Genomic DNA, 4,455 nt, shown 5'->3' with positions numbered 1-4,455 from the left:
GTAGATCACTCAGAAGTTGTCTATTCACAATACAGAACATTTGCAGAAGGTAAAGAATCTAAAACAGCATTTTCTAAAATGCTAACGGTTCTTGCAAATCCAAATTCACCAGCTAGTGTTCAGCATTGTCGAGGAGGCAAAGATCGTACTGGTTACGGAGCTATGTTACTCTTAGGAATTCTCGGTGTCAGTAAGGAGGATTTAATTCAAGATTATCTAATTACTGGAAAAAATCGTGAGGAACGAAATAGAGTAAAAATGGAAGGGTATAGAAAACTAACAACCGATGAAAAAGTGTTAGACCATCTCTATTCTTTTATTGATACAAAGTCAGATTTTATTGAAGCCTCTATCAATTCTATTATTGATGGTTATGGTTCAATTGAGCAATATGCTATCTCAGAGTTAGATATTGATAAGGAAATTATCGATAGACTTAGAGAAATGTATTTAGAGTAAAATATAGGAGGATAATATCGTGGGTAAGGAAGTATCGGAGAGACTAAAAATCTTAGATAGTAAACCTAGACTTAAGGCGTTATTTATCCTCCTTTTTCGTTCGGAAGATTTTGTAACGAGTTCGTATATAGCTGAAAAGTTAAATGTAACATCACGAACAATAAAATCAGATATCAATGAATTAAAATCATGTATCCAGGGTTTAGGAAGTATTGAATCCAAACGGTCATTTGGTTACAAATTGCATATCAATAATCCTAGTTATATAGAGCAAATCAAAGAGCTATTTCAGATATTTCCCTCTGTCAAGTTAGAAAATGAGAAAGATACATTTGTCTTACATATTCTTAGGAGGCTGGTATCATCTACAATACCACTCAAAATTGAAGACTTTCAAAGTGAACTACTCACGACTAGTCCTTTGACAAGAGAATTGCAGGAGGTGAAAAATCTTGTTTCGAAATATGGACTAACACTCCAGATGCGTCCGAAGTATGGTATCGAGATTGTTGGCCCACAATTTAAGAAAGTGATGCTGACAATAAGAATATATAGGTATTTTGATAGATACACTACTTATAAGTCAGGGGTGCCTGACTATGAAAATTTGTTTGCTTGTTCCGATTTTGACAAGGAACTTATCCGAAAAACAATTTTAAGCTCAATTACTAAATCTCGGATAGTTTTTTCGGACCTTAATATTGAAAGATTTATCATCTATTTAATTTATTTCCGAAATAATTATTATCAGAAAAATCAGGATCTAGAACTACAACCAATAAATTTTTGTTATGAATCTACGGATGAACATAAATTGGTTGTTGAAATTATTGAGAAATTAAATAGCCGTCTGTATGGATTTGTTTTTGAAAAAGAAATAATTCAGTTTTTAACTTACATTGCTGTTATAAGTACGGATTTATATAGATTCTCAGATTGTTCTAGTGAAAATTATAGTCAGCTTATTATACTTGCTCAAGAAACAAGAAACTTTATCCTTAGAGAGTTATCAGATTACTTCCGATTTGATTTCTTTGAAGATTACACTTGTTTTAAAGATACTTTGAAAATAATGCTTCCGATTAGCTTAAAGATACTGCTGAAAGTATCTGACAGTATTGATTTACGCTATAAGGATTTTAGTAGGAACGACGAGCAACCAATTTTAAGGTATTTTGTAGAGAAATTATCTTCAAAATTTTACGAGAAGTATGCTTATGAGTTTTCGAAAAGAGAGCTAGATATACTATATCTGACATTCTTAGGTGTACTTAATCGCATTGTACTTGATCGAAAAAAATTAAGACTAGCCATTATAGCCATTGATGGTAGATTGTCAACTCAGCAGTTGAAATTCAATCTGCAACACTATTTTTCAAATTATATAGAAAGGATCGAAACAAAAACGTTATATGAATTAAATTACAGTGACGATAAAAACTATGATTATTACCTTTGTTCCAACTTTGGTAAGAATTTAAACATTTCACAAAATCCAATTTACTATGTAAAAGATGGTTTGTCAGAATTTGATTATGATGATTCTTTTAGTACGATATTTTTTGATTCGTATTCGTATGATACAAAGTTTCCAGCAATAGAATTTCGGAATAATTTTATTGAAATTGAGCCTACGGATAATTTTGAAATCATTGAAATTGAAAATAATGGTACAAAAATTAGATTTAACCTAGAGCTTTCATCTGAGGAGAATAATATTATTGTCTATCGTAACCTATCTCAAGAATATATTATTGATGTGCATATAAACGTTGAAAATAATCCTCAGCGTTTAAAAATGCTGTTAAATATCCTTAATAGTATGGTCTTAAGAAGTGATTTGCTTTCTAATAGTCATATTTCTTATCGTGATTTATTGATATAAAAGTTTTGGAGGACACTCATGTTCAATACAGATAATAATTCTTACAGAGCAAGAAAGTTTAGAGCATTGAAATTAACTTCAATTTCTACACTAGCTTTATTCTGGCTTTTGTCATCAGGACCAAATGTACAGGCTTTAGATAATAATAGTGAAAACTTGCCTACTAGCGTTTCTGTTACTAGTACTATTGATAGCTCACAAAGTATTGATACTACTACTTCAGAAACTAGTACAGAGACAGCAGTAGCTGAAAACGAAACAACTACTTTAATTAGTACTGATGATTCAGCACCTGGAGTGCAAACTAGAGCTTATTCAGCTGCATCAGATACCGAGAAAGCTTCAATTTCAAAAGATTTTTATGAAAATCTTACGAATGAACGCGTTGACTATACTAGTGAAATCGGTTTTGATTTCTACTCAGAATTGCCTGCTCCAGGTGCAAAAGCTGATGGTAGAGGTGAACCTTTGGAAAAATTGATTTCCAACTATGGTGATTCTTATGCCAATGATTCAATTCTTAGTGAAGATGTTATTAGATTTAGACGTTGGGAATGGCAAGATCTGTATAAATCTTTAGATCAGAAAGCTCAGGAAAATCCTGACTATTTGAACACTTATCGTTTACAGGCAGAGGTTTATTTAGTAAATAAAAATTATAAGGAGGCTTTTTCTCAGCTAGATAGAATCTTAAGAAGAGATCCAAGCGATATTCATGCCTTATCTTTGTCTATCCTTGCTGCTAAAGTGACAGGTGAAAAGGAGCAAGTAAAAAACCGCTTAGCTGCTTTAAAATATATCTCACCAGAAGCAGAAGAAGCTGTTCATAATGTACTAAAATTTTCTGATTCAAACAATGCTAAGAAAGTAAATTATGGCTCAGACCAACTTACAGATATGGTTCCTGATGTCATTGCAGTTTTTGGTCAATCCCCAAATTCTGAAGGTACTCCTTCGCCAGCATTGATAACACGTCTTGAAAAGACAAAAGAAATGGCTGAAAGGTATCCAGATATTCCAATTGTGCTTAGTGGGGGTCCTGTTCGTTACGAATATGCAGAAGCAGATGTAATGGCAAAATGGCTAGTCGAAAATGGAATTTCTGTGGATCGATTGATTTTAGATGATATAGCTCGGGATACACCGGGTAATGCAGTAGGAATGGTTAAAGCGTTCAAAGAATTTGGAGCTAAAAAAGTCCTAGCTGTTGGTACAATTTTACACTTACCACGAGCTACAACCGTATTAAAAGTTTATGCGGATGCAGTAGGTTACGACATCACAATTGATTCAGCTGGCGGTGGGACACCTCCTTCGGGATCTAAGCAAGAAGGTGAAAGACTTTACACGTACGTAAATGCTTTGCGTGCTGGTTTCATATATACTAAGGATGACTTTGATAAGTTTTCTAGAAGAACAGTTAAAGTTACCTTTAAGGACCATGATGAAAAAGTAATTGAAAAACGAGAATACAAGTTAGGTGAAAAAGTTGATTTCCCTACTTTAGCTAGAGATGGCTTTAGTTTAAAAGGTTGGGCAACAAATTCAGAAGGCATAAAACTAGATGAGTTCTTCCCTAAATTAGATACAACACTTTATGCAATTTGGGAGAAAAATCCTGATAATTTACCGTCAGAAAAACCAAAAGAACCAACCCAAACTGGTTCAAATGTAGTTGTAACTGAAGCTCCAGAGGCTAAAGAAAGTAATAAGAAAGCAGAATCTTCAGCTATCGTCACTAAGGTTTCAGAAAATAAAAAGCATTCACTACCTGAAACTGCCTCTGCGGTATCTCAAACAAAATCTTTACCTAAGACAAATTCAGTTAATAATTTATCTTACTCTTTGTTTGGATTCTGTTTGGTTGGTCTATCTTTTACTGGTCGTAAAAAAAGATCAACAAATAATATTTAAAAATATATGAAATTCAGGGAGTAGTGTAACAACTATTCCCTTTTTTCATAAATTTACCTGATATATGACCGAAACGCTCCTTAAATATTTTCACTCTTGTATTATAAGGACCGTAACCGCCCAATAACGAGGTATCTAGTCATCCTCTCACTCCTCAAGTATACTGTTATTAGAAAACAGAATTGGAGGCTATTGTG

The 4,455-nt window shown here is 33.2% G+C and carries 3 protein-coding genes; all 3 read left to right on the top strand.

Annotated elements, in window-relative coordinates:
* A partial coding sequence (locus tag ACMZ6Z_RS08935) for a tyrosine-protein phosphatase (protein ID WP_416132194.1) occupies window positions 1–459 on the top strand: 459 nt, incomplete at its 5' end.
* Between the two features lie 19 nt (window positions 460–478).
* Window positions 479–2,344: an HTH domain-containing protein gene (locus tag ACMZ6Z_RS08930; RefSeq protein WP_416132193.1), complete on the top strand. Its 1,866-nt coding sequence runs from the start codon at window positions 479–481 to the stop codon at window positions 2,342–2,344.
* 18 nt (window positions 2,345–2,362) lie between these two features.
* Window positions 2,363–4,258, top strand: a complete 1,896-nt coding sequence (locus tag ACMZ6Z_RS08925; RefSeq protein ID WP_416132192.1) for an ElyC/SanA/YdcF family protein — start codon at window positions 2,363–2,365, stop codon at window positions 4,256–4,258.
* Window positions 4,259–4,455: the final 197 nt, after the last annotated feature.

Source organism: Streptococcus pluranimalium, assembly GCF_047785705.1.
In the GTDB taxonomy this organism is placed as follows: Bacteria; Bacillota; Bacilli; order Lactobacillales; family Streptococcaceae; genus Streptococcus; species Streptococcus pluranimalium_A.
The sequence above is the reverse complement of the archived record's forward strand: the minus strand, read 5'-3'. Positions and strand labels throughout refer to the sequence as shown.